Origin of the sequence: Thermodesulfobacterium sp. TA1, from assembly GCF_008630935.1 — a bacterium.
Classification (GTDB): domain Bacteria; phylum Desulfobacterota; class Thermodesulfobacteria; order Thermodesulfobacteriales; family Thermodesulfobacteriaceae; genus Thermodesulfobacterium.
The window spans coordinates 504,046-530,116 of record NZ_CP043908.1 but is presented as its reverse complement, the minus strand read 5'-3'; the positions used below and the strand labels follow the sequence as shown (position 1 = coordinate 530,116).

Below are 26,071 nucleotides of genomic sequence, written 5' to 3'. Positions count from 1 at the left end.
ATTAATCAAACACTACTATAAAATAAGCTATTGTATTAAAAATAGAGTTGTTTTTTTGCAAATTTATTTTATATTTTAAAGGTCTTAAAAAGACTATTTTAAAGATGGAGGAAGGGTTATGTCCAAGATTTGTGAAATTTGTGGAAGAAAGCCTCAGGCAGGAAACCAGATAAGCCATTCTGCTAAAAAATCTTCACGGTGGTGGTACCCTAACATTCAAAGTGTAAGAGTAAAACTGGAAAATGGACAGATTAAAAGGATGAAGGTTTGTACCCGTTGTTTAAAGGCAGGAAAAGTAAAAAAAGCGGTAAGTTAAACCAGTTTTCTTTCTACGGAAAGGACTCCATTTATCTTAAAAAGATTAGAAATAATTTTATCTAAATGTTCTTTGTTGTTAACCTCGATGTAAAAATCAAAAAAGGCTTTTTGGTCAGAGGTGGTTTTCACCTCTGCCTTTAGTATATTACTTTCTGAAGCAGCAATAACCGAAGAAATGTTTGCAAGCAATCCTTTACGGTCAGAACAAACTATAGATATATGCACAGGATAGTAGCGGTTTTCTATCTTTCCCCATCTTACCTCTATCAACCTTTCTGCGTCTAAATCTTTTAGGTTAGGGCAATCAGCCCGATGGACCGAAACACCTTTACCTCGAGTGATATAACCTATGATTTCATCTCCGGGAATAGGTCTACAACACTTAGCTAAATGAAAAAGCACATTATCTGCCCCGTCTACTACTACTACATCTTTTAGATTTTGGGCTAAAAGTTTTTCTACTAACCCTTCTTTAATTCCTAACTTCTCAACTTGCTCCTCTATCGAAAGGTCTGGTTGAGGTTCTTCTACCTTTTTGGTTTCTATATAATTTTTTAATATTTGCTTAGGGGTAATCTTTCCAGAGCCTATAAGAAAATAAAGATCTTCCATGTTTTTAATCTTAAACTCTTGAGGAATCTTGATCAGGTCTTCTTCTTTAAACAAAGAAAGATTTAACCCTTGTTTTTTGAACTCTTTGTTTAGCAGTTCTTTCCCTAATTCTACCAATTTTTGTCTTTCTTCTCGGTTTAACCATTGTTTTATCCTACTTTTTGCCCTTCCTGTAACCACTATCTTTAACCAATCTCTGCTGGGGGTCTGGTTGGGTGAAGTTTCGATTTTAACTACATCTCCTGTCTGAAGTTTGTAATCTAAAGACACAAGTTTATCGTTCACATAAGCTCTTACACATTTATTTCCCACCTCGGTATGAACTGCATAAGCGAAATCAAGAGGAGTAGCCCCTACAGGAAGGGTGATGATATCTCCTTTAGGGGTAAATACATAAATTTCATCAGGGAAAAAATCAAGCTTCAAAGATTCCAGAAACTCTCTTGGATTTTTAAGCTCTTTCTGTAGTTCTATAAGTTTACTCAACCATTCTAAATATTTGTACTGACCATGCTTTGAAGTAAAAACCCCTTCTTTGTATAAAAAATGAGCAGCTATTCCTTCATTAGCTATTTTATCCATGTATTCAGTTCTTATCTGTATCTCCACTTTCTTACTCTCTGGACCTAATACCGTAGTATGCAAACTTTGATACATATTAGGCTTAGGAAGGCTTATAAAATCTTTAAACCTCCCAGGAATAGGAGGCCAAAGAGAATGAACCAACCCCAAGGTTTTATAACACTCTTCTACCGTGTTTACAATAACCCTAAAACCTATAATATCATAAATCTGGTCTAAATCGTTTATGGTAAGGTTATATTTAAGTAATTTTTTGTAAATACTATAAAGGTGTTTTACCCTTCCTAAGACCCTACCTTTGATACCGTGTTTTTCTAAAAGGTCTGTTAAAAGGGTTTTAACCTTTTCTATATACTGTTGAGAGGCTTCTACCCTTTTCTCTACCTCTTGTTTTAGTCTACGATATTCTTCAGGATATAGATATTTAAAACTTAGATCTTCTAATTCATTTTTTACCCAGTCTATACCTAACCTACCAGCCAGAGGGGCATATATTTCAAGGGTCTCTCTAGCAATCCTTATTCTCTTATATTCTGGTTGATACTCTAAAGTGCGCATGTTATGAAGTCTGTCTGCTAACTTTACCAAAATGACCCTTAGGTCTTTTGACATCGCAAGAATAATCTTTCTTATGTTTTCTGCCTGCTTGGTAAGTTTATCAGTAGAGGTAGGTTTGTCTGCAGGATTAGGAAGGTTTTTAAGCTTGGTTACACCATCTACGATAAAGGCTACTTCTTCTCCAAATTCTTTTTTTATCTCCTCTAAAGTTATGCTACTATCCTCTACCGCATCATGTAATAACCCAGCAGCTATGGTAGGAAGGTCAAGCTTCATAAGGGCAAGAATATAGGCAACTTCCATAGGATGAGAAAGATAAGGATCTCCAGATTTCCTGACCTGACCTTCATGAACCTTAGCAGCCAAGAAGTAGGCCTTCTCTACCAAACGAGTATTACATCCCGGTAAATAACTCTGTATCTGATCTAAAATTTTGCTTAACGTAACCATGTTAATTAAATATATTAAACATGTTATGTTTTTTTACAAGCTGGGAAAAAAGCCTATAATTGATATTTTTTAAACCAAGAATTCCTTTATTTTAAGAAGAATTCCTTCAGTATCAAGACCATATTTAGAACGTAAAGTCTTTAGGTCTCCATGTTCTATAAATTTATCTGGAAGCCCTAATCTTTTTACCTGAATATCTTTTATCCCTTTATCCATAAATAATTCAACTACCGCTGAGCTAAAACCACCAATAAGGGTGTTTTCTTCGACCACAAGTACTTTTTTGGTTTTTTCAGCGGATAGCAAGATTAGTTCTTCGTCAAGGGGCTTAATAAACCTTGCGTTTAAAACCTCTACAGAAAGACCAAATTTTTCTGCTTCTAAAGCAGCTTTTAGGCTTGGATGGACCATATGACCTACGGCTATGATGGTTAAGTCTTTACCTGATTTTATTACTTCTCCTTTACCAAAAGGTATTTCTTTAAACTCCCAATCTAAGCTTACTCCAACCCCAGTTCCTCTTGGATATCTTATGGCTACAGGACCAGGATACTTTAATGCACTATAAAGCATATGCTGAAGCTCGTTTTCATCTTTTGGGGCCATAACTACTAAGTTAGGAATAAGCCTTAAGTAAGAAAGATCAAAAGCCCCATGATGGGTTGGGCCATCTTCTCCTACCAACCCTGCACGGTCTATCGCAAAAATTACTTTAACTTTATTTAAGGCTACATCATGGATTATCTGGTCAAAGGCCCTTTGTAAAAAGGTAGAATAGATTGCACAAACGGGAATAAAACCCTCTAAAGCTAAACCTGTGGCAAAGGTAACTGCATGTTGCTCACAAATACCCACATCAAAAAACCTTTTAGGGTATCTCTCAGAGAATTCTTTAAGGCCGGTCCCTGAACGCATCGCAGCGGTGATAGCTACCAATCTTGGTTCTATTTCTGCGAGCCTTAACATAGCTTTACCAAAAATTTCTGTATAAGAAGGAGGGGCATTAGAAGATTTTAAAGGTTTACCTGTCTTAACCTCAAAAGGCCCTATGCCATGAAAGGTTTCAGGGTCGGCTTCAGCATAAGGATAACCCTTTCCTTTCTTAGTGATAACATGTAATAAAACAGGACCTTTTAACGATTTTAGATTATTCATTATTTTTATCAAATCCTCTAAATCATGCCCATCAACCGGTCCTATATATTCAAAGTTTAAAGCAGTAAAAAGAGCCCCTGGAGTGATGGCTACTTTAAGAAGTTCTTCTCCTTTTTTAAGAAGGTTCAGTAAGTTTTCTCCACCTGGGATTTTATGGCTAATAGCCTCTATTTCTCTTTTAATAAATCGTACTAAATTTCCTGTAAGTCTTTTTGAGATAAAAGAGGAAAGGGCTCCTACATTAGGAGCAATAGACATCTCATTATCATTAAGCACTACCAAAAGGTCTTCCTTCGAAAATCCTGCGTTGTTTAATCCCTCAAAGGCTAAACCTGCGGTGATAGACCCATCTCCTATAACGATAATTACCTTGCCTTTTTCTTGTTTAAGTCGTAAGGCTGTTGCTATCCCAAGACCCGCAGAAATAGAAGTGCTACTATGCCCTGTATCAAGAATATCATGAGGACTTTCTGACCTTTTAGGAAAACCCGCTATACCTCCGTACTGTCTCAAAGTAGGAAAAAAGTCTCTTCTTCCGGTTATAAGCTTATGAGTATAACATTGATGTCCCACATCCCAGATGATTTTATCTTGAGGAGAATTAAATACATAATGTAAGGCTAAGGTCAATTCTACTACCCCTAAATTAGGGGCCACATGGCCTCCATTTTTAGAGGTAACCTCCAAAATATATTCCCTTATCTCTTGACTCAGAGCCTTTAAGTGAGATAGCTTAAGTTTCTTTAAATCTTGAGGAGAATTTATCTTTTTTAAAAACTTCATCAATACACCCTGTTTAAAACAAATTCAGCTATAGCCCTTAAAGGTTGAGCCTTTTCTCCTAAAACCTCTAAAGATGAGATGGCTTTTTGCGTATGTATTTCTGCAAGGTCCTTGGTTTTTTCAAGCCCCAAGGTAGAGGGATAGGTAAGTTTTTGTTTTTTTATATCAGAAAAGGTCTTTTTACCCAAATTTTTTTCGTCCCCTATAATGTCTAAAAGGTCATCTACTATCTGAAAGGCCATCCCAAGATGTTTACCATAAGACTTTAAAGCTTGCAACTCCTTTTTTTTAGCCTTTGCCAACAAAGCTCCTGCTAACAACGAGGCTTCGATAAGTTTTACGGTTTTATTAAGATGGATCCATTTTAGCACCTTCAATCCTGCCTTCTTACCTTCCATCAAAAGATCAGCCATTTGACCTCCTACCATTCCTTCAAGACCTACTGCCTGAGAAACCAAATGAACTGCCTTTAAAAGACGAATTTTGTTCACTCGTTTTACCTGCTCAGGATGGGTAAAAAACCAAAAAGCCAAACTTTGCAACCCGTCTCCAGCTAAGATGGCGGTTGCTTCATCAAAGGCTTTATGACAAGAAGGTTTTCCTCTTCTAAAATCGTCGTCATCCATAGCAGGAAGGTCGTCGTGAATTAAAGAATAAGTATGAAGACATTCAATCCCAGCAGCAAAAAAAACTACATCTTCATCCCTTCCTCCTACTGCTTCACAACCCGCTAAACATAAAACAGGACGAATTCTCTTCCCCCCTGCAGAAAGACTATAGAAAGCAGCCTCGATTACACGACTACCATACCCTTTAGGCTTAGGAAAAAATTCAGTTAAAACCTTTTCTACCTTCTCGGCCTTTTCTTTAAGATATGCCAAAATATCAAATTCTTTAATTTCCATCTTTTAAAATCTCTGAAGCCCTCTCTAAGGTTTCAAGGTTAAACCCTTTTTCATCTTTAAGGATAACTTCTACTTTAGCCCTGGCTTTTTTAAGCTTTTCTTCACAAAACCGTATTAAAAACATCCCCCTTTCATAAAGCTCTATAGCTTTTTCTAAATCAAGGTTTTTATTTTCTAATTGCTTTAGGATCTGCTCTATTTCGTTTAAAGCCTCTTCAAAACTTAATTCTCTCTCCATCTTTTCTATACCTCATCCTGAATTCTTAACACCTTAACTATCAAACTTCCTTTACTAAGTTTTATTTCTAAAGGTTCGTTAACTTCCACCTCTTTAGCAGATTTTACCACTTTCTTAGTATCCACCTTTCTTACTATACTATAGCCTCTTTCTAAAATATTTAAAGGTGAAAGAGAACGAAGAAGATTTTTAAAATTAGTTACTTTATTTTCGTAGGTCTTAAGGTAATTTTCAAGGCTTAAATCAAGAAACTGCCTATAGGTTTGCAGACGCTCAAACTCTATCTGCAAGATTTCCTTTGGATGGTGTCGTTTTAACGCACCTTTAAGCTCAAAAATCCTTTTTTCTTGGAAATCTAAAAAACGATTAAATATGAGTTCTAACTTATTTGACCTATTTTTTAAAAAATTTTCTAAATGGTACACGGTTTTTAACGGGCTTTTTTCGGTTAAGTCTAACCTTACCTGATAGAGGCTGTTTTGTTTTCTTGAAAGGATTATATCTAAAAACTGCTTCAACTTCTTCTTATACAACCCAAGTTTTTCAAGCCATTTAACTTTATCAGGAATAACCTCTTGAGCAGCAGCCGAAGGGGTAGGACAACGTTTGTCTGCTATCATATCACAAATAGTGTAATCTCTCTCATGGCCTACCGCAGAAACTACAGGTATTTTTGAAGCTCTAATCCCTAACACCACCTCTTCTGTATTAAACGGAGCAAGGTCTTCAGCAGACCCTCCCCCTCTGGTAATAAAAATGATGTCTACATCACTAAAGTATTCGTTTATATCTTTTATAGCCTGAACGATTTCTTTTTCTGCACCTTCTCCTTGCACCCTTGATGGATAGATCAAAACTTGTAATTCCCATCTTTCAGAAACGATTTTTAAGAAATCTTGCAGGGCAGCCCCAAAAAGAGAAGTAATTACTGCTATTTTTTGCGGATAAGGTGGTAAAGACCTTTTGTTGTTAGGATCAAACCAATGATGATATTTTTGGATTAATTGTTCTTTTCTAAGCTCAATAAGCCCTTTACCTATAGGTTCTACCCTTCTTACGATAAGATAGACCTCTCCGGTCTTAGGATAAAAATTTAACTTACCCCAACATAAGACTTTAAGCCCGTTTTTTAGATAAGAAAATATCTCTCCGTTTTTCTGGCCGTTAAAAATGATAGCCTTGATACCAGCATCTTCTTCGGTAAGATTGAAGTAAACATTACCGTTTTGAGCATACCTAAGATTGGTAATCTCTCCTTCTACCCACAATAAAGAAAAACCCTCTTCTATCAGCGTTTTAACCTTTTGAGTAATTTCCTTTACCGTAAAACAATTCTTCTCTAAACTATCGACTGTTTGACTAGTCTCCAACTCAAGGTTTTGCCCCATAGTTTATTAAATTAACACAATTTTTAAGTTTTACATCAAAGAATCTTTAAATGAAAAAATTGCTCTTAGTTTAAATGGTCTTGAAATTAGTTATCAGGTTCATGCCTAAATATAGGCTTCCTTAGATAATACTTCTTCTCACAAAAGAGCTTGTTTACATATGGGTGACAAGCCCATAGACCATTTGACGTTGAAAAAAACTAAAAAAACTCTATTATTTAATACATGAAAAACCTTATATTTTATCGTTCTTTAAACTCCTTTTTAAAACAAAAATTTGGCGAAAAAGTAAAAAAAATTCCGTTAGATGCAGGGCTTAGTTGTCCAAACCGTGATGGAACTAAAGGATACGGAGGATGTATTTACTGTGATAGTAAAGGTTCTGGAACAGGGCTTTATGCAGAAGGGAGAACCTTAGAAAAACAAGTATTGTATTTTCTTAATATATATAAACCTAAAGGTTTTAACAAATTCATCGCCTATTTTCAGTCCTTTAGTAATACCTATGCAGACCCTGAAACCCTTAAAAACCTTTATGATATAGTTTTTTTAGACCGCTCAATCGTTGGACTTGCCATCGGAACCAGACCTGATTGTATTTCTCAAGAGGTAGTAGAGCTTCTCCTCGGTTATGTAAACTTAGGTTATTATGTATGGGTTGAGCTTGGGTTACAAACCATACATAATGAAACCTTAAAAAAAATAAACCGAGGCCATACTTTTGAAGACTTTTTAGAAGCTTATCAACTATTAAAAAAGTTTGGTCTCCCGGTGGTGGTACATATCATCTTTGGTTTGCCAGGAGAAACCAGAGAAATGATGTTAGAGACCGTTAAAACCCTGGCTAAACTACAGATTGATGGTATTAAATTTCATGCTTTATACATACCTAAGGGTTCTCAACTTGAGGTCCTATATCATCAAAAGCAAATTACACCTTTGGACAAAGAAGAATATGTCTCTTTGGTAGCAGAGGCCCTAACCTATCTACCTGAAAATACGGTTATCCATAGACTCTGCTCAGAGGCTCGCAAAGAAGATTTGGTAGCCCCCTTATGGGTTGCAGAAAAAAGAGAGGTGGTAGCTCTAATCCAAAAGTTTATGCAAGCTCATCAGCTTTACCAAGGGAAAAACTATAATTCTTAGTCTCTATTTACGTTTTATTTGCAGGTTGTTGATTATTGCCTTAACCCCAGGCACACTTTTAGCTATTTCTACCGCCTTAGCCTTCTGATATTCGTTTTCTACTATACCGGTAAGGGTTACCACTCCGTTTACCGTATCTACATCTATAGAAAGGGCTTTTATATCCTTATCTTCTATCAATTTAAGTTTAACTTGAGAGGTTATTTTAGCATCATCTATCTGGGTGCCTATGCTTCTTGGGTCAGTAGCAGCTTTATATCCAACCGCCGCCCCACCACCCACTAAAACCCATCCACAGCCAACAAGGTTAAAACCTAACCCTAAAACCGCTAAAAATAACCCTAACTTTTTTAGGTTTTGACTAAAGATTCCTTGATTTTTTCCGATTTTATTTTTAAAATAAAAATAATTACCCATAGGAGCCTCCATTATGAAGATAGAAAACAAACACTTAACCGTTTCTAATTTTACCATAAAACCTGAAAAAACTGAAGAGAGAGTGAAGGGCTTTGAAGAGCACCTTAAGATAGCCCTTTCTGAGCTGGAAAAAGAGGAATTTATCCAAAAAACCCAAGAAGAAAAAACAACCCTTGCTTTAAACAAATTAGAAGAAACGTTAGCCGTTTTAGAACACTTTATTAACAGCCCGGTTTCTCTTTCTAAAGCTGAAACTGTTGGGGACTTTTTACTTTCTCAAGCCTTAGAGATAGATAAAATCGTCTCTTCTCTTCCTGAGTCTTTTACCAAAAATTTTATCAAAGATTGGGCTTTTCTTCTTGGGGTTGAGGCCCAAAAGATAAAACAAGGCTTTTATTCTTAGAATTTTTCTTTTAAAGTAAGGTCTAGAAGTTTTTGTATTAAACCTTCAAAGGAATAGCCCGCCACTTTAGCAGCAAGAGGTAAAAGGCTGGTTTCTGTCATACCTGGAATGGTATTGGTTTCCAAAACATAGATTTCTTCGTCTTTTATTATCATGTCTGTTCTGCTGTAATGTCTTATCTTTAAAGCTTTGTGGGCTTTAAGTCCGTATTCTTGGGCTTTTTTGGTCAAATTTTCCCCTATAGGTGCAGGACAAATTTCTTCTGCCAACCCTGGAGTATATTTAGTGGTATAATCAAAGGTTTCAGAGGCTTTAGGAACGATTTCTACTACCGGTAAAGGCTCTTCGTCTAAAATACCAACGGTGATTTCCCTTCCTTTTAGGTACTGCTCTACCAATACTTCTTTATCGATAGCATAGGCTTTTTCTAAAGCCTGAGGCAATTCACTTTCTTGTTTTGCTATGGTTAGACCTATGCTTGAACCTTGGGTTGCTGGTTTTACTACCAAAGGATAACCCAAGGTTTTAGCCCAGGCCTTTACCTTTTCCAGCCCATCTTCCGGAGTAAACACCTGACCCTCTGGCACCTTAAGTCCTGCTAACCGATAAAGTTCCTTGGCAATTCCTTTATGCATGGCAAGAGCACTGCCAAGGACCCCTGCTCCTTGATAAGGAAGGCCTATAGAGTCTAAAAAACCCTGAAGGGTCCCGTCTTCTCCTCCAGGACCATGCATTACCAAAAAAGCGCAATCAAACTCTTTAGCCCTTTTGGCTAATTCAAAAAGGTCGGTTGCTGGGTCAAAAAACTCATATTTATGTCCTAAGGCCTCAAGTGCCTTTTTTACTGCTTGAGCCCCTTTAAGTGAAACCTCTCTTTCAGAGGACTTCCCTCCTGCAAGTAGAGCAACCCTTAAAACAGGCCTCGAAGACATCCCTTACCTCCTTACTAAACTTTTCTAACTCTAAAAGTTTATCAGGTCCAAAACTTAACCCTTTAAAAATCCTGTTTTCTACTACGTAAGAAATCTTTTCTAAAAAATGAATCCTTATTTGAGACCTTAAGGTCTTTCCATATCTTTTTTTAAGGTCAGAAAATCTCTCTTCAAGACCTACTATCTCTTCGTGTTTTACCCTTTTATCTGTATAGTAAACGATTTCTTCTTCATTAACAGGACCTTTTAGAGTGTTTAAATCTAAATATACATGAGCTTTTATAATAGAAGCTACTTCTGGATATCCTAAATTTTTTAAAAGACTATAACCTGCTAACGCATGATTAACCCCTTTTATGATGGCTTCGTATTTTTTTATATCATGTAATAACGCCCCTACCACCAGTAGAGGAACGTTAAGCTCTAAATTGGTCTCTTTTTTTAGTTTGCATCCTAAGTAAAGTGAAGCCAGGGCTACTTTCTCAGAATGCCTGATGATATGAGCAGGAACTCCTTCTTTTTTCAACAAATAATAACAATCGTTTATAGAAAGCATTTTATCGATCAACCTAAAAATTTCAGCCAAAAAAGGTAGATAGGTGAGGCCACCAACACCCCATCAATTCTGTCAAGAAGGCCTCCATGCCCCCAAATAATCTTACCAGAATCCTTTTTACCTACCATTCTTTTAAAGGCAGATTCCAAAAGGTCTCCAACCACAGCACCCAAAACCAAAACCAAACTTGTTAAAAGATTTAACTCAAAACTAAAAATTTTAAAGAGTTGATTACAGAGAATCCCTACTAAAATGCCTGCTAAAACCCCTCCCCAAAATCCTTCCCAGGTCTTTTTAGGAGAAAGTTTAGGCACAAGAGTCCTTTTCCCTAAAAGCTTCCCTACTATATAAGCCCCTGTATCATTAGCAAAAACTACTGAAAAAAAATAGACTAAATGTTCTCTGCTAAAACCAGACAAAAACTCTAAAAAAGGATAAAGCCCTACCCCAAGGTAAAACAAACCTAAAACCCCAGGAAAAAAACTTTTAGCAAAACTATCTTTTTCGTAATTTTTAAGAAAAGGTAAAAAAGGAAAAACTAAAAAGGCATAAAAACTTAATAAAGGATTTTTTAGCCCATAAAAACCTATAAACGCAAGGCTCCAAAGAACTGATAGACCTAAAAACCAACGAAAATTTAAATCGTAAAGTTTTATCCATTCGTAAAGACAAACCAAACCAGATACCCAAACCAAGGTTATAAGAAGAAACTTAGGACCTTTCATCAATAAGAACACAAGAAGAGGAAAAAGGAGTAAGGCAGTGACCACTCGTTTAAAATTCATAAACCTTACCAAACCGCCTTTCTCTCTGTTGATAAGAGTAAAGGGCTTTTAAATATTCTTCTTCGTTAAATTCAGGCCAATAAACCGGGGTAAAATAAAGTTCAGTATAAGCCGTCTGAAAAAGCAAAAAGTTAGAGAGCCTTTCTTCTCCGCTTGTGCGAATAAGCAAGTCTGGGTCAGGGATATCTTGAGTATAAAGGTGCTTTCTAAACACCTCCTCATCTATCTTTTCTGGGTCTAATAAGCCTTGTTTTGCTTTTTGAGCTATCTCTTTTACGGCTTTTAAAATCTCATCCCTCCCCCCATAACTTAAGGCTAAACATAAATTAAGTCTTGAGTTATGTTTGGTCTCTTCCTCTACCTCTGCTATAAGATTTCTTAGGTCTTCAGAAAGGTCTTTTCTATCGCCTATTACCTTTAATCGAATACCTTTTTCCAGCAAAAAAGGCCTTTCTTTTTGAAGATATATCCTAAAAAGCTCCCAGATACCTTCTACTTCTTCCTTAGGGCGTCCCCAATTTTCTTTAGAAAAGGCAAAAAGAGTAAGATAAGGAATGTTTAGTTCATAAGTTTTTTCTATGATTTTTTTAGCGGTTTCTGCCCCTACTTTATGACCATAAATCCGAGGCAACCCGTGTTTTTTAGCCCATCTACCATTACCATCCATGATGATGGCCACATGCTGAGGAAGTTTAGAAAAATCCAAAGAAAATGAACAAGAAGACATCGGTTTTATACAGAAAGGATTTCTTTTTCTTTTTCCTTTAAATGGGTATCTACCTTTTTGATATAATCGTCGGTAAGTTTTTGCACCTTTTTCTCAAGCTGATTGTAGTCGTCCTCAGAGATTTCTCCCTTCTTCTTGGCGGCTTTAAACTTTTCAAGCACATCTCTACGAATGTTTCTTATAGCGATACGAGCCTCTTCAGCTAATTTATTGACTATTTTTACCAACTCTTTCCTTCTCTCTTCAGTAAGAGGTGGCATCACTAACTTAATGGTTTTTCCGTCAGAAGTGGGGTTGATACCTAAGTCAGATTTTTGTATAGCCTTTTCTACCTCTTTTACTAAACTTGCATCCCAAGGCTGAATCACTATAGTCTTCCCCTCAATAATGTTTACGGTTGCTATTTGAGGGATAGCCATCTTTGTACCATAGCAATCCACTTTAATACCCTCTAACAAAGCTATAGAAGCCCTGGAAGTCCTTATATGGGAAAATTCTTCTTTTAAGTTTTTAACTGCCTTTTCCATTCTGTTTTTTGCATCATCTAAAGCTTGGTTCACAAACCTCACCTCCCCTTAAGCTTTTATGTAAGTTCCCACCTTTTCTCCTAAAACAGCTTTTTTAATATTACCATAGTCTAACAAGTTAAACACCAAAATAGGAAGTTTGTAATCTCTGGCTAAAGAAAAAGCAGTAGCATCCATTACTTTAAGCCTTCTTTGTAAGGCTTCATCAAAGGTAAGCTCATCAAATTTTTGTGCGTCAAGATGTTTTTTTGGGTCTTTATCATAAACCCCATCAACTTTGGTTGCCTTAAAAAGAACCTCACACTTAAGCTCAAGTGCTCTTAACACTGCCGCTGTATCGGTGGTAAAGAAAGGATTACCTGTACCACATGCAAGGATAAGCACCCTACCTTTTTCTAAATGTCTGATAGCTTTTTCTCTTATGTAAGGCTCTGCGACCTCGATAACCTCAAGGGCAGACATTACCCTGCAGGGCACTCCTTGAGCTTCTATAGCATCCTGCAGGGCTAAGGCATTGATAAGGGTAGCAAGCATACCCATATAGTCTGCACGAGCCCTGTCCATCCCTTGTTTTTCTCCAGCTACTCCTCTAAAGATGTTTCCGCCTCCAATAACTATCCCTATCTCAAGCCCATACTGATAAGTCTCTTTTAACTCTTCTGCTATTTGGGTAATTACCTTAGCGTCAATACCAAAGGCTCTACCTCCAAGAAGAGCCTCTCCTGAAATCTTAAGGAGTATCCTTTTATACTTTAAATCAACCACCTTATTCCCCTACCTGAAATCTAGCAAACCTCTTGATAACTATTCTTTCTCCTGTTTTAGCTATCAACTCGTTTAAAAGGTCTTGAATGGTAACCTCAGGGTTCTTAATAAATGGCTGTTCTAAAAGAACATTCTCTTTATAAAATTTTTCCATTTTACCCTCTACGATCTTAGGAATAACGTTTTCAGGCTTTCCACTTTCTCTTACCTGTTCTTCATAAATTTTCTTTTCTCTTTCTACGACCTCTTGAGGCACCTCTTCTCTGGTAACTGCTACAGGGTTGGTAGCTGCAATCTGCATGGCTACATCATGGGCAAACTGCTGAAACTCCTCAGTCCTAGCCACAAAGTCGGTCTCACAGTTTACCTCAACAAGAACTCCGATTTTTTTGTTGCTGTGAATATAAGCGGCTACTACCCCTTCGCTGGTAGCTTTCCCCGCTCTTTTAGCTGCGATAGCAAGCCCCTTTTTCCTTAAAATGTCTACTGCCTTTTCTATATCCCCTCCTGCCTCTTCTAAGGCTTTTTTACAATCAGAAAAACCCGCAGCCGTTCTTTCTCTGAGCTGTTTTATAAGGTCTACACTAATCTGAGCCATCTTGTAAAACCTCCTTTTCTTTTAGTCTATGTTTTTAGCAAGATCTTCAAGTTCGGTTTCTTTCTTTTCTTCGGCAAGGATCTCCTCTAAAATAGCCTCAGCCGTAGCCTCTTCATCCTTCTTTAAAAACTCTTCCTCTAAACTCAATTCTTTATCCGATTCAGCCGTCACTCTTTCTTTATAAATCTCTAACCCTTCCAAACAAGCATCGGCAATTTTTCCGGTAATAAGCTTTACTGCCCTTATAGCGTCGTCATTACCAGGGATGATGTAGTCGATTAAGTCTGGGTCGCAGTTGGTATCAACGATAGCTACGATAGGTATACCCAACTTTCTTGCCTCTTTAACCGCAATCTCCTCATGCACTGGATCCACCACAAACAACGCCTGAGGAAGGGTTTCCATCTCTTTAATACCCCTTAAATTCCTGTCAAGTTTGTTTTTCAAACGTTCAAGCCTTAACCTCTCTTTTTTAGGGAACCTTTCTATAGTTCCGTCTTCAAACCAAGACTCAATCCTTTTTAATTTTTCTACACTCTGCCTTATAGTCCTAAAGTTAGTAAGGGTGCCACCCAGCCAGCGGTAATCCACATAATACATTCCGCATCTTTCCGCCTCTTCTCTGATGGTGTCTTGAGCTTGCTTTTTAGTCCCTACAAAAAGAAGCTTTCCCCCTTCAGCTACCAAGTTTACCACAAACTCGTAAGCAATCTCAAAATACTTAAGGGTTTGCTGAAGGTCGATGATGTGGATTCCGTTTCTCTCCCCAAAGATAAAAGGTTTCATCTTTGGGTTCCAACGACGGGTCTGGTGCCCAAAATGGACACCTGCTTCTAACAGCTGTTTCATCGTAATGTGGGCCATCTCTAAACTCCTCCTTTTGGGGTTTTAGCTTCCGTCTAAGGTGGTGTGAAAAACTCAAGACCCCGTTAACATAAAAACGGGGCACCCCAACCCTTAGACGTGCTTTTTTTACGCATTTTTCTAATTAAAACATAGATTTATATTTTTTCAACTAAACAAAAAAAACTTAGGGGTTCCAACGACAAAACTGGTTTAAGATTTGAAGACCTGGCTTTCCGCTTTTCTCAGGATGAAACTGTAAAGCTACTAAATTTTTATAAGCTATGGCCGAGGGGAAATAAATACCATGAAAGGTTATCCCATATATTATCTCTTCTTCTTCTGGCACTATATAATAGCTGTGAACAAAATAATATTCGTATTCTGGGTCAAGTCCCTGGAAAACAGGATGAGGTTTTTGCCAAACTACCTGGTTCCAACCCATATGAGGCACTTTAAGTTTTTCCTCTTCAAAAACAAGAGGTTCAGGAAACCTCTTTACCTTACCCTTTAATATACCTAAAGTTTTTGTTCCTCCATCCTCTTCGCTTTCTTCAAAAATCACCTGTGTACCAAGACAAATCCCTAAAATAGGCACCCCTCTTAAAAAAGCCTCTTTTAAAAACTCGTCTAAACCTGTCTCTTTTAAACTATCCATAGCGCTTTTAGCTGCCCCAACCCCAGGGAAAATAATCCTTTCTGCCTTTTTAAGCTCCTCTGGCTTGTGAGAAATAATCCATTTATACCCAAAAAAAGAAAGAGCTCTGGCTACACTGGTAAGGTTGCCAGCCTTGTAATCTACTATTCCTATCATAACCTTTCCACCTCTCTTTTAAACTCTCGCAGTTCCTCTTTGGTAGCCACCTTTTCTAACCCAAGCCCCAATCTCTTCAAATCAGCTTCAAACCTTTTTAAAAGCCTTTTTAGCTTTCTTCTTAAAACTCCATCTTTAAATTCCTCCTCTAATCCAGAATTTTTAATAAAATTTTTCAATCTTCTTACGTTAACAGCCGCTCGAGAAATGCCCCGATAAAAAGGCTTGGCTATAAACTCAGCAGTAAGGTCTCGCTCTATAATAACTAAATACCGCTCTATTACCGATTTTTTTAAGGCTTTAAGCTCTTCTTGGGTAAGACTTAGGCCTAACCCTTCAGGAGGAGGAGAAGTGAGATAAAAAAAACAATTCCAAAAACATACCTCAGGGATTTCCCCTCCCTCATAAAGAATAAACTCTACTTCCTGTAAAACCTCTTGCCTTATAACCATCTGGTTAATCTTCCCTTCCTATCAAGCTCTTTAATTCCTCTATAGGCGGAAGGTCTTTAAGAGATTTTAAACCAAAATACTCTAAAAAAAAGGGAGTAGTCCCGTAAAGAAGAGGTCTTCCTGGGACGTCTTTTCTACCAACCACTCTGATAAAGTTATTCTCAAGTAACGTTCTAATAGAAGCCCCTACATCCACCCCTCCTCTTTTGGCAGAAATTTCAGCCCTGGTAATCGGCTGAAAATAAGCTATTATCGCTAAGGTCTCAAGAAGGGCTTTGGTCCATTTAAAACCTTTAGGTTTTAAAAAGGCCTTAAGATAGTCTGCTAATTCAGGGGCGGTTTCTAACCTGTATCCCTCTGCTACCTCAACCAGCCTAACCCCCCTTTCTTGATAATCCTTCTTTAACTCCTCTAAAAGGCTCCGCAAATCATCCTTAGGTAGGTTGTCACAAACTTGGCACAACTCCTTCAGACTAACCGACCTTCCAGCCACAAAAAGCACAGCCTCTATCACTTTTTTATAAAATTTTTTTTCGTGAAACATACCTTATTAAGCTGTGTAGTAGATTTGCCCCTCTAAGGTCTTTAAGTGTAAAAGGCCTTTTTCACAAAGATGTTCTATAGCCTTCAACAAAACCTTTGGTTCAACCCCAAAGGCCTGACTTAGTTCTTCAAGCTGGGCTGGTCTTCTTTTTACGTAAGCTACTATCTCTTTTTCTAAGTTTTCTAAACTAAGGGCTAAAAGCCTTCTTTCAAGCCTTTCTTTACTAACTATGACCTCAGACTTTTCTCCTAAAAAAGTTGCTATTTCCTGCAACCTCTTATAAGAAACAGGCTTCACCCCTTGATAAGCCACCGGCCTTACGGCAGTGTTTAACTGAACCCTATGAGGGTCTATCTCCTCTATAGCCTTTTTTAAGGCTTCTAAATCCTCTCTGGTATCGTTTATGCCTGCAAGAAAAAACACCTCAAGCCACATTTCCCCTTTCATCTCTCTTCTTAAACACCTTAAGCCTTCTATTATCCTCTCTAAACTTACTTCCTTAGCCGGACGGTTTATAAGAAAAAAAGTCTCCTCTCTTGCAGAATCAAGAGAGGGAAGAACAAGGTCTGCCTCACACAAAGCCTCCCTCACCGAAGAGAGGTGTAAAAAAGTGCTGTTGGTAAGCACTGCCACAGGCTTTGAAAGGTGTTTTTTGGCTAAAAAAAGGGTCTCTTCAAAATAAAGGTTTAAAGTAGGCTCTCCACTTCCGGTTATGGTAAAAACATCAAAAAGATCCTGTTTTTCTTTAGCAGAGAAAACAGCCTCTTCTATCTCCTCTTTGGTAAAGTAAAACTTCCTTTCAGTAGTAAGAAAGGTGGTCTTTCCTACCTCGCAATAAAGACAATCCATAGAACAAACCTTTCTTGGGACTAAGTCTATACCAAGAGACCTATCCAGCCTTCTTGACCTAACCGGACCAAAGAGCAAACGCTTTTTTTCCCTCGGTTCCTTTTCCTCCATCAAACCCTCTCAATTTTTTTACTAAAAAATTATAACACCGTTTAGGTTTTTAAAAAGAGAACTAAGGAAAACTCTTGTTTTGACCAAACAACAGAGAAACAATCTTTAAATATCGATGCAGGAAATAGCACCAGAGGTCTCGTTGTAGCTACAAGAAACCTCTCCTGAGATAGAGGTTGCAGTAAGCTTTATAGGAGATACAGACTCAAGAGTTAGGCTTTGAGTATATTTAGACTTAGGACATCGGGCTACCACCTGAGGTAGAGAAGCATTAGGGTTTTCTTGCTTAGCGATAACAAGTTCGCTAATACAGTTTCTGAGATCAGAAAGAAGAGAAGCTCTGATAGCTTTTGGTAAATATTGATGATAAGCTATTATAGCCATCCCTACAAGGATGGCTATAATAGCTATGACTATTAAAAGCTCTACTAAAGTAAAGGCTTTAGACATAAAAAATCCTCCCCTCTTGGGGAGGATTTTTAACTAAACCATTATTGACAACTAACCGTTCCGTTAGAATAAATCGTACAAGTTACACCAGTAGCAGCCCCTTTACAGGGGGCAGATGCACTAATAGAACCTGTAGCGTTATCAATAGATATTGTAGGTGTTCCCATACTAGCTGTTGCATTTCCTTGAGGACAACTTGTTGCCTGAGGATTTTCTGCAAGATAGGCTGCACATTGGGTAACCGCATTTCTCAAATCAGATTGGCAAGCAGCGATGGCAGCGTTTTTCCTGTACTTTGTAAACTGAGGGATGGCAATAGCTGCTAAAATAGCGATGATAGCTACCACGATCAAAAGCTCAACTAAAGTAAAACCTTTACTTCTACCCATAACCCACCTCCTATTGTTTTTACTTTTTATAAAAAAATATTATCTCTTTTTACTTAAAAGTCAAGTCTTTAATAAAATTTTTTAAAGAAAGGCAACTTGCAATAGGGATAAAAACAACCTTTGCCTTTTATTCTTGCTTTTCTTAAAATCTTTGCTATTTTAATTACAATCTATAAAAAGGAGTCAACTATCAGAAAATAGGAATTAAACATGAGAGACCTCCAGAACAGGGAACTTAGAAAAAGCAGGATTAAAGAAAGTTTTTTTTCTACAAATTGCATAGATAACTCTTATAAGTTTGTTTACAACTGCTATCATAGCTTTCTTATAACTGCCAAAGTTTTTCTTCTTACGTATAAAATAGGATCTGAAGTAAAAATTCCATTTTACTACACCTACCGCCATCTGGAAAAGAACATTTCTGAGAAAGCTCGACCCTTGCTTAGATATGCTCATCTTAGCTTTATACTTACCAGATTGTTTTGTTACTGGGTCTGTGCCCGCAAACTTTATGAGCTTTTTGGCATTAGAAAATCTTTTTACGTCTCTGATTTCAGCCAAAAAGAGACTTGCAAGTTTAGAGGAAATACCTTTTATAGAGGAAATGAGCTTAATTTGTTCTTGCTGGTCTTCATCCATTTTCTCTACAAGCATCTCTTCAAGCTTTTTTATTCTTGGCTCAAGGAAAAAGAGTTTTTCGATGTAGATGATAAGAGTTTGAGAGAGATAAGGATTGTCAACCCCGATAGAGTTTTTAGCAAGGTTTATGACTTCATCGGGAGAAAAGGAAGGGGTTTTACCTTTAGGAACAGAGGATTTAATAATTTCGGAAATTTCATTTGGTTTAGCTTTTTTAAGGGTTTTAGCAGAGGGGAATTTAAGGAGTATGTTAAGGAAGGAGTGGGAGTAAATATTAAAGTGCTTTTCAGCTTCTGGGAAAAGAACAGTGAGGGCGTATTTGATTTGAGTTTTAGCTTCAGCAAGTTCATGTTTAAGTTTTTGGATAAGACGAGAAGCACTACGGAGTTCAGAGTTTTCAGGATAGGATTTAAGGAATTCAGGGTTATTAAGAGCGAAGAGTGCAAGGATTTTGGCATCTTTTGTGTCGTATTTAGAGGGGTTGTTAGCGGAGATAAATTCAAAGAATCTGTGGACGATTTTAGGGTTAAGGATGAAGGTTTGGATATCTTTTTCAACGAGGAAGCAGTAAAGGGGGATGTGGAACCTACCAGAGGATTCCATAACAACGATAGGGTCAGAGAGGGTTTTGAGAAGGTTAAAGAAATCAGAGAAGCCTTGAAGAGACATAGAGAGTTTGCCGGAGGAGAGGGTTTTAGCTTCATGGTTAAGGATGCAGAAGTGGAAGTTATCTTTAGAAATGTCAACACCGATGTAATGGGTCATGATGCTACCTCCTTTTTAAGATTTTTGTCCCTCACACCATCCTCCCGAGTAGCTGGGGCTTTGGTAGCCCAACCAACTTATCGGGTGTTGAGGGACAGAGGGACATACTCCTTAAGAGGCTCAAAGGCCTACCAAAAATGGAGTCCCTGTCCCTCTCTAACTTATAAGCTTTTGTTTTATTATACAAAACAAAATGTGTTAAACAAACCTTAACATAAAAATTGCAGGAGGAGATAAAAATGAAGGTAGGTGTTATCATGGGAAGTGATTCAGACCTTGCAGTGATGAAAGACGCTTTAGAGACTTTAGAAAAATTTGATATACCCTTTGAAACAATCATAGCCTCTGCCCACAGAACCCCTGAGAAGGTTCATGAATGGGTTACCACCGCAGAAAAAAGAGGGATAGAGGTAATCATCGCAGGTGCAGGCATGGCAGCCCATCTACCTGGTGTGGTAGCCTCCTTAACCACCCTTCCGGTGATAGGTGTTCCTATTAAAGGTAAGGCCTTAGAAGGACTTGATGCCCTTTTTTCTATAGTGCAGATGCCACCTGGCATCCCGGTTGCAACCGTAGCGATAAACGGTGCCAAAAACGCAGCCCTCTTAGCCCTGCAAATCCTTGGGATAAAATATCCTGAGGTAAAACAAAAGCTATTAGACTACAAACAAAAGATGAAAGAAGAGGTGCTTAAAAAGGCTGAAAAACTTGAGACCTTAGGGTACAAAAAATATTTAGAAGGCTAAATTTTTAAGAAATATATTTAAAATAACGTTTTCCGATGTCTCTCCGGTAGTGAGCTCCTTCAAACTTAATTAAGGATACCGCCTGATAGGCACGTTCTATGGCTGAGGGGATGTCTTTTCCAAGGGCAGTAACCCCTAACACCCTTCCGCCTGCGGTGTAAAAGGCATCCCCTTCTTTTGTGGTGCCTGCATGAAAGATGATCACATCTTCAAGTTTTTTAGCCTCGTCTAACCCCTCTATCTTCTTACCCTTTTCATATTTTTCTGGATAACCTTTGCTTGCCATCACCACGCATACGCAAGACTTCCTACTTTCAACTAAGTCGATTTTATATAACTCACCCTTGAGGGCTGCTGTCAAGAGTTCAACAAAATCGTTTTCTACTCTTGGAAGGATAACCTGGGTTTCAGGGTCTCCTAAACGACAGTTAAACTCAAGCACATAAGGGGTGTTGCCTACGATCATCAATCCTGCATACAAAAACCCAAGATAGGGATGACCTTCCTTAGCCAAGGTCTTAAGCACAGGAGAAATAACCCGAGTTTCTATCTCCGTTTTAAGCTCTGGGGTAATAAGTGGGGTAGGAGAATAGGCACCCATGCCTCCGGTGTTAGGCCCTTGGTCTCCGTCTAAAAGCCTTTTATGGTCTTGAGAAGTAGGTAAGGCTTTAAAGTGTTCTCCGTCCGTAAGGACGATATAAGAGGCCTCTTCTCCTTCAAGTTTTTCTTCTATTACCACCCTTTTGCCTGCTTCTCCAAAGATCTTTTGTTCCATTAACTTTTCTATAGCCTGAAAAGCTTCTTCTTTGGCATCACACACAAAAACCCCTTTGCCTGCACAAAGTCCGTCTGCCTTAACCACAAGAGGAGCGCCAACTTTCTCCACATATTGTTTGGCTTTATCAGGGTCGTCAAATACCTCAAACCTTGCAGTAGGAACCCCAGCCTTAACCATCATCTCTTTAGCAAAAACCTTACTACCCTCAAGGCTTGCACCAAAAACATCAGGACCAAAAACCTTAATCCCCTCTTTTTCAATAAAATCTCTTACCCCTTTTACCAAGGGCTCTTCAGGACCTGGTAAAACTAAGTCTATGTTTCCTTTACGACAAAAGTCTAAAAGCTCAGAAAAATCGTTGGCTTTAACCCCTTTAGGAACCTCGGCTATCTCTTCAATCCCTCCGTTTCCAGGGATACAGTAAAGTTTTTCAAGACTTTTTGATTTTCTAAGCACATAACAGATGGCATGTTCTCTACCTCCACCACCAAGGACCAATATCCTCATAACCTACTCCTCAATCCTTAATCTTTTGATTAATATTAAATTATTATAACTCTGAAATTTTTCAACAAAAAAATAAAGATTTTAGGGAAATTTCCTTGTCTAAAAACTTAGATGGATAAAAAATGAAAACCTCTAACTGTCCTGTGTAAACATGAAGAGGCTTTTAATAAAATAGAAAAAATCAGACAGGCTTCAATCTTCTTTAAATTTTTTACAACATTTTAAACAATTTTTATTGACTGTTTTTTTATTTTTGATTAATTATTTATTATAGAAAACTTTTAAAAGTGAGGTGAGGTTATGATAAGCAAAGATTTAAAAAATGCATGGGTATGTATGGTACCTAACTGTGGTTACATTTATCTTCCTTCTAAAGGGGACAAACTAAATCATATACCTCCGAACACACCTTTTGAAGCCCTTCCAGAAACCTGGACCTGTCCTAACTGTGGAAACGTTAAAAACAACTTTAAAAGATTAAAAGAGTTAGTAGAAGAAAAATAAAAAAAGCCCCTGAGTAAAAGCTCAGGGGCTTAAACCTTACTCAGAGGTTAGAACTCTCCTCCGGGCATAGGAGGCATTTTTTCTTCTTTTTTAGGTTTCTCAGCCACCATAGCTTCAGTAGTTAGCAATAACCCAGCCACAGAGGCGGCATTTTGAAGGGCACAACGGCTTACCTTCTTAGGATCGATAATACCGGCAGCAACTAAATCTTTAAATTCTCCAGTAGCAGCGTCAAAACCAAAGCTATCTTTTCCTTCTTTTACCTTTTCTACGATGATAGACCCTTCAAATCCAGCGTTAAAGGCAATCTGACGCAAAGGCGCCTCTAAAGCCTTTTTGATGATTTCTATACCATACTGCTCATCTCCGTCAAACTTTGCAGCCTCTAAAGCTGGTAAGCACCTAATATAGGCAGTGCCACCACCAGGAACTATACCTTCTTCTACAGCAGCTTTGGTAGCGTTAAGGGCGTCTTCAACCCTTGCTTTCTTTTCTTTCATCTCTGTCTCAGTAGCAGCACCCACGTAAATCACCGCTACACCACCCACAAGTTTAGCCAATCTTTCCTGAAGTTTTTCACGGTCATAATCAGAGGTGGTCTCTTCAATCTGGGCACGGATTTGTTTAATACGGGCCTCGATGTCTTCTTTCTTTCCGGCACCATCGATGATAGTAGTATTTTCTTTGGTTATTACCACCCTTCTTGCCCTTCCAAGGTCTTTAAGCTGAACGTTTTCAAGTTTCATGCCAAGTTCTTCTGATACAAAAGTACCACCGGTTAAAATGGCGATGTCTTGAAGCATGGCTTTTCTTCTTTCTCCAAAACCAGGAGCTTTTACAGCGCAGCACTGAAGCACTCCTCTAAGCTTGTTTACTACCAAGGTAGCCAAAGCCTCGCCTTCTACATCCTCAGCAATGATTAAAATAGGCTTGCCAGACCTAGCTACCTGCTCAAGCACAGGCAAAAGGTCTTTCATAGAGCTGATTTTTTTATCATAAACTAAAATATATGGGTCTTCTAATACACATTCCATTTTTTCAGGATCAGTCACAAAATAAGGAGAAATATATCCTCTATCAAACTGCATACCCTCAACTACTTCAAGGTAGGTTTCAAGTCCTTTAGACTCTTCTACCGTGATAACTCCTTCTTTTCCTACCTTATCCATAGCATCGGCAATAAGATTTCCGATGGCAGAGTCATTATTAGCAGAAATCGTAGCTACCTGGGCGATTTCCTGACGAGATTTGCAAGGTTGAGCTATTTTTTCAAGTTCTTTTACCACGATGTCTACAGCCTTATCGATACCACGTTTAATAGCCATAGGATTGATACCGGCAGCTACAAGCTTGATACCCTCTTGAAAGATAGCCTGGGCAAGTAAAGTAGCGGTGGTGGTTCCGTCTCCGGCTACATCGTTAGTTTTAGAAGCAACTTCCTTTACCATCTGAGCGCCCATGTTTTCAAATTTATCTTCTAACTCTATTTCCTTAGCTACAGTTACACCGTCTTTAGTAATCAAAGGAGAACCAAAAGACCTTTCTAAAATGACGTTTCTTCCTTTAGGACCAAGGGTAACTTTTACAGCATCAGCTAACTTATTGACACCTTTTAAAATTTTGTCCCTCGTATTAGCCCCATAAATAATTTCTTTTGCAGCCATAACATCCCCTCCTTTCGGTATTTTTAATAATATATTTTTTAAAAATCTTTTTCTTTACTTTTTAGTCTTCGATGATAGCTAAGACGTCATCTTCTCTCATGATAAGATATTCTTCTCCTTTGATTTTGATCTCAGTTCCAGCATATTTGCTAAAAAGGATTTTATCTCCTTCTTTAACGGTTAAAGCCTGCTTTTGGCCATTTTCTAATACCCTGCCATCACCTACAGCAATGACCTTTCCCATAATAGGCTTTTCCTTGGCTGTATCAGGAATGATGATACCAGATTCAGTCCTCTGTTCTTCTTCAATACGTTGAACTAAAATACGATCATGTAACGGCCTAATCTTCATACTTCCACCTCCTCCTTAATGATTTTAGATTTTTAAAAAACTCAAAGGATTAAATCACGAGAAAAAAAATAATCATTCAATTTTAAAAGACAAGTGGGGGAAAGACTAAATTTTTAAAAATTTTGTGAGCTCAAACATAAGGGTTTCGACTGGTTGAGTGGTGTCTAATTTTAGCAATGGATTACATTCTGTAGGAGGCTCAAACTTTGTCTTTTGCGCTAAATAAATATCCCACAAAGCGTCAGAATAAGTGTCTTCTTTTCTCAAAAGCATTCTTTGTTTAACCACTTCGTCCTCAGCAGTACACCATATCCAAAAAACCTCAGCCTTTACCCCTTTAAGCCCATCAAACAACCAGCTCCTGTACCTTATATCCCTAAAAGTTGCATCTAAAATCACATCTCTACCATAAGAAAGCTCTTCCTTTGCCATTTCTATCATTTTTTGATAGATCTTCTCAGTAATTTCAGGGGCATAAATACCTTTTTCAAACTCTGCATAATAGTGCTGAGATTCATTTAAAGATAACAAACGTTTTCTGATTAAGTCTGACGAAAGATAAACTGCAGGAAGTTTAGAAAGAAGCCTTTGGGAAAGAAAGCTTTTCCCAGTGCCTGAAAGACCCATAAAAATTATAAGCTTAGGAATACCAGCCGCGTAATGATAAGCAAGGTCAAAATACCTTCTTGCCTTCTCCAAAACTTCGTTCCTTTCAGGGTCTCCCTCTTCTTTTGAGGCATAGGTAAAACAGCCTACCTTACCCCTAACATAAGCCCGATAGCATTTATAAAAGTTTAAAAGTTCCTTAGTACCTTGGTCTTTACTTTGAGAAACATATTGAGTTATAAAGTAATCAGAAAGGGCTCTTTCTTTATGAAAGTCTAAGTCCATCGCCAAAAAGGCTATGTCTGAGCATACATCTCCGCATCTAAACCTTTCGTTAAACTCTATACAATCAAAAATATAAACCTTTTTAAGATTATCAAAGCAGATGTTGGCTGAATAAAGGTCCCCATGACCATCTCTAATAAATCCTTGGTCTATCCTTGCCTGAAAAAGGTCTTTTTGCTGTTCTAAAAACCCACGGGTAAACCGGATAATATGGTCATATTTGTAATTGGCTATGGCTATACCTACAAAATCTTTGGTTTGCACAAAATTTTCTTCGGTATTAAAACTTATTACCTCTATGGTTCCATAAGAATTTACCTTTTCTCCTGTTTCTGCTTGTTGATAAAAGGGAACAAGCACAGAAACGATTAAGTCTATATGAGCGTCAGATATACTTTTTTCTTTTAAAAGAAGAGACATCATCCCTTCTTCAGGGAGTTTTTTCATCTTTACCGCATAATCTACCAACTCACCCTCAGCCTCAAACTTATATCCTTCTGAGGTTTTTACTACAGGAACTACCCCTAAATATATTTCAGGACAAAGCCTACGGTTAAGGACTACTTCTCTTTCACAAAAATATTTTCTTTTCTCTAAGGTAGTGTAGTCTAAAAAACCAAAATTGACCGGCTTTTTGATTTTATATACATAAAGGTCTGTAATAAAAACATAAGAGATATGAGTTTGCACTATCCTTAAAATTTGAGGTTGAAACGGAAAAGAGTTAAAATCTATCAAACGTTCCCAGGCTGTTATTTCCATAAGGCTATTTTAACGAAAACCTCATTTTTAGCAAGTTTTTTAATAGTAATTTTTTAACACATCTCCTTTTGTCTAAGAAAAGGCTTAAACCTTGATATTTGGGCTTATATTGATAAAAAAATTGTGCATTATTTTAATATCAAAAAGTCGTACTTTGTTCTAAACA

Annotated in this window: 31 protein-coding genes; 6 read left to right on the top strand and 25 right to left on the bottom strand. The window is 37.7% G+C overall.

Translation table 11 applies throughout. The annotated features are described in order from the left end of the window. Positions 1 to 118: 118 nt before the first annotated feature. Entirely contained in the window at positions 119 to 316 is a 198-nt protein-coding gene (gene rpmB / locus F1847_RS02795) for a 50S ribosomal protein L28 (protein WP_150071589.1), read from the top strand. Here rpmB and F1847_RS02790 read toward each other — a convergent pair. The 5 genes from F1847_RS02790 to xseA form a co-directional block, all read right to left on the bottom strand. Then, the gene (locus tag F1847_RS02790) at positions 313 to 2,520 is read right to left on the bottom strand and encodes a bifunctional (p)ppGpp synthetase/guanosine-3',5'-bis(diphosphate) 3'-pyrophosphohydrolase (RefSeq protein WP_150071588.1); all 2,208 of its coding nucleotides are present in this window, start codon (positions 2,518 to 2,520) and stop codon (positions 313 to 315) included. The genes rpmB and F1847_RS02790 overlap by 4 nt on opposite strands. Positions 2,521 to 2,589: 69 nt before the next feature. Further along, on the bottom strand, positions 2,590 to 4,461 hold the full coding sequence (gene dxs, locus F1847_RS02785; RefSeq protein WP_370516778.1) for a 1-deoxy-D-xylulose-5-phosphate synthase: 1,872 nt from the start codon (positions 4,459 to 4,461) through the stop codon (positions 2,590 to 2,592). Continuing rightward, entirely contained in the window at positions 4,458 to 5,363 is a 906-nt protein-coding gene (locus F1847_RS02780) for a polyprenyl synthetase family protein (protein WP_150071586.1), read from the bottom strand. The genes dxs and F1847_RS02780 overlap by 4 nt, the downstream gene beginning before the upstream one ends. Continuing rightward, entirely contained in the window at positions 5,353 to 5,601 is a 249-nt protein-coding gene (xseB, locus tag F1847_RS02775) for an exodeoxyribonuclease VII small subunit (RefSeq protein WP_150071585.1), read from the bottom strand. The genes F1847_RS02780 and xseB overlap by 11 nt, the downstream gene beginning before the upstream one ends. Positions 5,602 to 5,606: 5 nt before the next feature. Then, the gene (gene xseA / locus F1847_RS02770; protein ID WP_168194245.1) at positions 5,607 to 6,971 is read right to left on the bottom strand and encodes an exodeoxyribonuclease VII large subunit; all 1,365 of its coding nucleotides are present in this window, start codon (positions 6,969 to 6,971) and stop codon (positions 5,607 to 5,609) included. Positions 6,972 to 7,214: 243 nt separating this feature from the next. On the opposite strand from xseA, the gene F1847_RS02765 reads away from it, so the two are divergent. Further along, complete coding sequence (locus F1847_RS02765) at positions 7,215 to 8,135, top strand: TIGR01212 family radical SAM protein (RefSeq protein WP_150071583.1); 921 nt, start codon at positions 7,215 to 7,217, stop codon at positions 8,133 to 8,135. 3 nt (positions 8,136 to 8,138) lie between these two features. Here F1847_RS02765 and F1847_RS02760 read toward each other — a convergent pair whose 3' ends face one another. Further along, on the bottom strand, positions 8,139 to 8,552 hold the full coding sequence (locus F1847_RS02760; RefSeq protein ID WP_168194244.1) for a BON domain-containing protein: 414 nt from the start codon (positions 8,550 to 8,552) through the stop codon (positions 8,139 to 8,141). Between the two features lie 13 nt (positions 8,553 to 8,565). On the opposite strand from F1847_RS02760, the gene F1847_RS02755 reads away from it, so the two are divergent. After that, positions 8,566 to 8,955 carry a hypothetical protein gene (locus F1847_RS02755; RefSeq protein WP_150071581.1) on the top strand — a complete coding sequence of 130 codons (390 nt, stop codon included), beginning with the start codon at positions 8,566 to 8,568 and terminating at the stop codon, positions 8,953 to 8,955. On the opposite strand, the gene F1847_RS02750 is transcribed toward F1847_RS02755, so the two are convergent. From F1847_RS02750 to F1847_RS02680, 15 genes are all read right to left on the bottom strand, one after another. Continuing rightward, on the bottom strand, positions 8,952 to 9,887 hold the full coding sequence (locus tag F1847_RS02750) for a D-alanine--D-alanine ligase (RefSeq protein WP_150071580.1): 936 nt from the start codon (positions 9,885 to 9,887) through the stop codon (positions 8,952 to 8,954). The genes F1847_RS02755 and F1847_RS02750 overlap by 4 nt on opposite strands. Beyond that, complete coding sequence (locus tag F1847_RS02745; RefSeq protein ID WP_150071579.1) at positions 9,832 to 10,443, bottom strand: HD domain-containing protein; 612 nt, start codon at positions 10,441 to 10,443, stop codon at positions 9,832 to 9,834. The genes F1847_RS02750 and F1847_RS02745 overlap by 56 nt, the downstream gene beginning before the upstream one ends. An 8-nt stretch (positions 10,444 to 10,451) precedes the next feature. Then, positions 10,452 to 11,228 (bottom strand): CDP-archaeol synthase, encoded by a 777-nt coding sequence (locus F1847_RS02740; protein ID WP_150071578.1) that lies wholly within the window; start codon positions 11,226 to 11,228, stop codon positions 10,452 to 10,454. Next, the gene (locus F1847_RS02735; protein WP_150071577.1) at positions 11,218 to 11,955 is read right to left on the bottom strand and encodes an isoprenyl transferase; all 738 of its coding nucleotides are present in this window, start codon (positions 11,953 to 11,955) and stop codon (positions 11,218 to 11,220) included. Before F1847_RS02735 ends, F1847_RS02740 begins: the two co-directional genes overlap by 11 nt. 5 nt (positions 11,956 to 11,960) lie before the next feature. Beyond that, complete coding sequence (gene frr, locus F1847_RS02730) at positions 11,961 to 12,515, bottom strand: ribosome recycling factor (RefSeq protein WP_150071576.1); 555 nt, start codon at positions 12,513 to 12,515, stop codon at positions 11,961 to 11,963. 15 nt (positions 12,516 to 12,530) lie between these two features. Next, positions 12,531 to 13,247 carry a UMP kinase gene (gene pyrH, locus F1847_RS02725; RefSeq protein ID WP_150071575.1) on the bottom strand — a complete coding sequence of 239 codons (717 nt, stop codon included), beginning with the start codon at positions 13,245 to 13,247 and terminating at the stop codon, positions 12,531 to 12,533. A gap of 1 nt (position 13,248) precedes the next feature. Continuing rightward, on the bottom strand, positions 13,249 to 13,845 hold the full coding sequence (gene tsf / locus F1847_RS02720) for a translation elongation factor Ts (protein ID WP_150071574.1): 597 nt from the start codon (positions 13,843 to 13,845) through the stop codon (positions 13,249 to 13,251). Between the two features lie 21 nt (positions 13,846 to 13,866). After that, entirely contained in the window at positions 13,867 to 14,709 is an 843-nt protein-coding gene (rpsB, locus tag F1847_RS02715; RefSeq protein WP_150071573.1) for a 30S ribosomal protein S2, read from the bottom strand. A 166-nt stretch (positions 14,710 to 14,875) separates the two neighbouring features. Next, positions 14,876 to 15,502 (bottom strand): imidazole glycerol phosphate synthase subunit HisH, encoded by a 627-nt coding sequence (hisH, locus tag F1847_RS02710; RefSeq protein ID WP_150071572.1) that lies wholly within the window; start codon positions 15,500 to 15,502, stop codon positions 14,876 to 14,878. After that, the gene (locus F1847_RS02705; protein ID WP_150071571.1) at positions 15,499 to 15,954 is read right to left on the bottom strand and encodes a hypothetical protein; all 456 of its coding nucleotides are present in this window, start codon (positions 15,952 to 15,954) and stop codon (positions 15,499 to 15,501) included. Before F1847_RS02705 ends, hisH begins: the two co-directional genes overlap by 4 nt. Before the next feature lie 4 nt (positions 15,955 to 15,958). Next, positions 15,959 to 16,498, bottom strand: coding sequence for an SMC-Scp complex subunit ScpB (scpB, locus tag F1847_RS02700; protein WP_150071570.1), 540 nt, complete (start codon positions 16,496 to 16,498; stop codon positions 15,959 to 15,961). A 6-nt stretch (positions 16,499 to 16,504) separates the two neighbouring features. After that, positions 16,505 to 17,458, bottom strand: a complete 954-nt coding sequence (locus tag F1847_RS02695) for a radical SAM protein (protein WP_150071569.1) — start codon at positions 17,456 to 17,458, stop codon at positions 16,505 to 16,507. A 105-nt stretch (positions 17,459 to 17,563) separates the two neighbouring features. Further along, positions 17,564 to 17,908 (bottom strand): prepilin-type N-terminal cleavage/methylation domain-containing protein, encoded by a 345-nt coding sequence (locus F1847_RS02690; protein WP_150071568.1) that lies wholly within the window; start codon positions 17,906 to 17,908, stop codon positions 17,564 to 17,566. A gap of 41 nt (positions 17,909 to 17,949) precedes the next feature. Continuing rightward, a complete protein-coding gene (locus tag F1847_RS09445; protein WP_150071567.1) occupies positions 17,950 to 18,297 on the bottom strand; it encodes a prepilin-type N-terminal cleavage/methylation domain-containing protein in 348 nt (115 codons plus the stop codon). Positions 18,298 to 18,501: 204 nt separating this feature from the next. Then, positions 18,502 to 19,701, bottom strand: coding sequence for an IS110 family transposase (locus tag F1847_RS02680; protein WP_150071129.1), 1,200 nt, complete (start codon positions 19,699 to 19,701; stop codon positions 18,502 to 18,504). Between F1847_RS02680 and F1847_RS02675 the strand changes: the two genes are divergently transcribed. Then, the gene (locus tag F1847_RS02675; RefSeq protein ID WP_150071130.1) at positions 19,657 to 19,914 is read left to right on the top strand and encodes a hypothetical protein; all 258 of its coding nucleotides are present in this window, start codon (positions 19,657 to 19,659) and stop codon (positions 19,912 to 19,914) included. The genes F1847_RS02680 and F1847_RS02675 overlap by 45 nt on opposite strands. 26 nt (positions 19,915 to 19,940) lie before the next feature. After that, entirely contained in the window at positions 19,941 to 20,447 is a 507-nt protein-coding gene (purE, locus tag F1847_RS02670) for a 5-(carboxyamino)imidazole ribonucleotide mutase (protein WP_150071566.1), read from the top strand. Positions 20,448 to 20,451: 4 nt separating this feature from the next. Here the strand turns inward: purE and purD are convergent, their stop codons facing one another. Further along, positions 20,452 to 21,732 carry a phosphoribosylamine--glycine ligase gene (gene purD, locus F1847_RS02665; RefSeq protein WP_150071565.1) on the bottom strand — a complete coding sequence of 427 codons (1,281 nt, stop codon included), beginning with the start codon at positions 21,730 to 21,732 and terminating at the stop codon, positions 20,452 to 20,454. A gap of 300 nt (positions 21,733 to 22,032) precedes the next feature. Between purD and F1847_RS02660 the strand changes: the two genes are divergently transcribed. Further along, complete coding sequence (locus tag F1847_RS02660) at positions 22,033 to 22,236, top strand: rubredoxin (RefSeq protein WP_150071564.1); 204 nt, start codon at positions 22,033 to 22,035, stop codon at positions 22,234 to 22,236. 47 nt (positions 22,237 to 22,283) lie between these two features. Here F1847_RS02660 and groL read toward each other — a convergent pair whose 3' ends face one another. The 3 genes from groL to F1847_RS02645 all read right to left on the bottom strand — a co-directional run bounded on the left by groL (position 22,284) and on the right by F1847_RS02645 (position 25,905). After that, the gene (gene groL / locus F1847_RS02655; protein ID WP_150071563.1) at positions 22,284 to 23,900 is read right to left on the bottom strand and encodes a chaperonin GroEL; all 1,617 of its coding nucleotides are present in this window, start codon (positions 23,898 to 23,900) and stop codon (positions 22,284 to 22,286) included. Between the two features lie 61 nt (positions 23,901 to 23,961). Next, complete coding sequence (gene groES / locus F1847_RS02650; protein ID WP_150071562.1) at positions 23,962 to 24,252, bottom strand: co-chaperone GroES; 291 nt, start codon at positions 24,250 to 24,252, stop codon at positions 23,962 to 23,964. A gap of 105 nt (positions 24,253 to 24,357) precedes the next feature. Next, complete coding sequence (locus F1847_RS02645; RefSeq protein WP_150071561.1) at positions 24,358 to 25,905, bottom strand: AAA family ATPase; 1,548 nt, start codon at positions 25,903 to 25,905, stop codon at positions 24,358 to 24,360. Between the last annotated feature and the right edge of the window lie 166 nt (positions 25,906 to 26,071).

What these genes read in the sequence shown, in the direction of transcription:
- rpmB (WP_150071589.1), top strand. Translation starts at nt 119, where the DNA reads ATGTCCAAGATTTGTGAAATTTGTGGAAGAAAGCCTCAGGCAGGAAAC.
- F1847_RS02790 (WP_150071588.1), bottom strand. Translation starts at nt 2,520, where the DNA reads ATGGTTACGTTAAGCAAAATTTTAGATCAGATACAGAGTTATTTACCG.
- F1847_RS02780 (WP_150071586.1), bottom strand. Translation starts at nt 5,363, where the DNA reads ATGGAAATTAAAGAATTTGATATTTTGGCATATCTTAAAGAAAAGGCC.
- xseB (WP_150071585.1), bottom strand. Translation starts at nt 5,601, where the DNA reads ATGGAGAGAGAATTAAGTTTTGAAGAGGCTTTAAACGAAATAGAGCAG.
- F1847_RS02765 (WP_150071583.1), top strand. Translation starts at nt 7,215, where the DNA reads ATGAAAAACCTTATATTTTATCGTTCTTTAAACTCCTTTTTAAAACAA.
- F1847_RS02760 (WP_168194244.1), bottom strand. Translation starts at nt 8,552, where the DNA reads ATGGGTAATTATTTTTATTTTAAAAATAAAATCGGAAAAAATCAAGGA.
- F1847_RS02755 (WP_150071581.1), top strand. Translation starts at nt 8,566, where the DNA reads ATGAAGATAGAAAACAAACACTTAACCGTTTCTAATTTTACCATAAAA.
- F1847_RS02750 (WP_150071580.1), bottom strand. Translation starts at nt 9,887, where the DNA reads ATGTCTTCGAGGCCTGTTTTAAGGGTTGCTCTACTTGCAGGAGGGAAG.
- F1847_RS02745 (WP_150071579.1), bottom strand. Translation starts at nt 10,443, where the DNA reads ATGCTTTCTATAAACGATTGTTATTATTTGTTGAAAAAAGAAGGAGTT.
- F1847_RS02740 (WP_150071578.1), bottom strand. Translation starts at nt 11,228, where the DNA reads ATGAATTTTAAACGAGTGGTCACTGCCTTACTCCTTTTTCCTCTTCTT.
- F1847_RS02735 (WP_150071577.1), bottom strand. Translation starts at nt 11,955, where the DNA reads ATGTCTTCTTGTTCATTTTCTTTGGATTTTTCTAAACTTCCTCAGCAT.
- tsf (WP_150071574.1), bottom strand. Translation starts at nt 13,845, where the DNA reads ATGGCTCAGATTAGTGTAGACCTTATAAAACAGCTCAGAGAAAGAACG.
- rpsB (WP_150071573.1), bottom strand. Translation starts at nt 14,709, where the DNA reads ATGGCCCACATTACGATGAAACAGCTGTTAGAAGCAGGTGTCCATTTT.
- hisH (WP_150071572.1), bottom strand. Translation starts at nt 15,502, where the DNA reads ATGATAGGAATAGTAGATTACAAGGCTGGCAACCTTACCAGTGTAGCC.
- F1847_RS02705 (WP_150071571.1), bottom strand. Translation starts at nt 15,954, where the DNA reads ATGGTTATAAGGCAAGAGGTTTTACAGGAAGTAGAGTTTATTCTTTAT.
- scpB (WP_150071570.1), bottom strand. Translation starts at nt 16,498, where the DNA reads ATGTTTCACGAAAAAAAATTTTATAAAAAAGTGATAGAGGCTGTGCTT.
- F1847_RS02695 (WP_150071569.1), bottom strand. Translation starts at nt 17,458, where the DNA reads ATGGAGGAAAAGGAACCGAGGGAAAAAAAGCGTTTGCTCTTTGGTCCG.
- F1847_RS02690 (WP_150071568.1), bottom strand. Translation starts at nt 17,908, where the DNA reads ATGTCTAAAGCCTTTACTTTAGTAGAGCTTTTAATAGTCATAGCTATT.
- F1847_RS09445 (WP_150071567.1), bottom strand. Translation starts at nt 18,297, where the DNA reads ATGGGTAGAAGTAAAGGTTTTACTTTAGTTGAGCTTTTGATCGTGGTA.
- F1847_RS02680 (WP_150071129.1), bottom strand. Translation starts at nt 19,701, where the DNA reads ATGACCCATTACATCGGTGTTGACATTTCTAAAGATAACTTCCACTTC.
- purE (WP_150071566.1), top strand. Translation starts at nt 19,941, where the DNA reads ATGAAGGTAGGTGTTATCATGGGAAGTGATTCAGACCTTGCAGTGATG.
- purD (WP_150071565.1), bottom strand. Translation starts at nt 21,732, where the DNA reads ATGAGGATATTGGTCCTTGGTGGTGGAGGTAGAGAACATGCCATCTGT.
- F1847_RS02660 (WP_150071564.1), top strand. Translation starts at nt 22,033, where the DNA reads ATGATAAGCAAAGATTTAAAAAATGCATGGGTATGTATGGTACCTAAC.
- groL (WP_150071563.1), bottom strand. Translation starts at nt 23,900, where the DNA reads ATGGCTGCAAAAGAAATTATTTATGGGGCTAATACGAGGGACAAAATT.
- groES (WP_150071562.1), bottom strand. Translation starts at nt 24,252, where the DNA reads ATGAAGATTAGGCCGTTACATGATCGTATTTTAGTTCAACGTATTGAA.
- F1847_RS02645 (WP_150071561.1), bottom strand. Translation starts at nt 25,905, where the DNA reads ATGGAAATAACAGCCTGGGAACGTTTGATAGATTTTAACTCTTTTCCG.